This window comes from Filobacillus milosensis, assembly GCF_004402015.1.
GTDB classification, from domain to species: Bacteria; Bacillota; Bacilli; order Bacillales; family Alkalibacillaceae; genus Filobacillus; species Filobacillus milosensis.
In genome coordinates, this window is record NZ_SOPW01000086.1 from 1 (window position 1) to 300 (window position 300).

The window sequence follows — 300 nt, forward strand, 5'->3', positions numbered from 1 at the left end:
CACGATCCTGGTGCTGTCGAACCTCGCCGGCATCGCGGTCGACTTCCTGTTCCTCCTGATCTCGCAGATCACCGGCAATCCGGACATCGCCGGGCTGGCGAGCGTCACCTGGATCAACATCAGCGTGTGCCTGCTGTTCATGCTTGGCGCGACCTGGGTCTCGTACCGCGACATGCAGACGACGCAGAAGCTGCAGTACTGGCTGGTGAGCTTCCAGATCCTCGTCCTCGTCTTCTTCGCGATCTCGGCGATCGTCCAGGCCGTCGGCGGCAACGGCTTCGACTACCAGCCGTTCGATCT

General features: G+C 62.3%; 1 protein-coding gene. It reads left to right on the forward strand.

The window, feature by feature from the left end; all coding sequences use genetic code 11:
• On the forward strand, positions 1 to 300 hold a 300-nt coding region (locus E3U55_RS17210; protein ID WP_228547614.1), incomplete at both ends, for a hypothetical protein.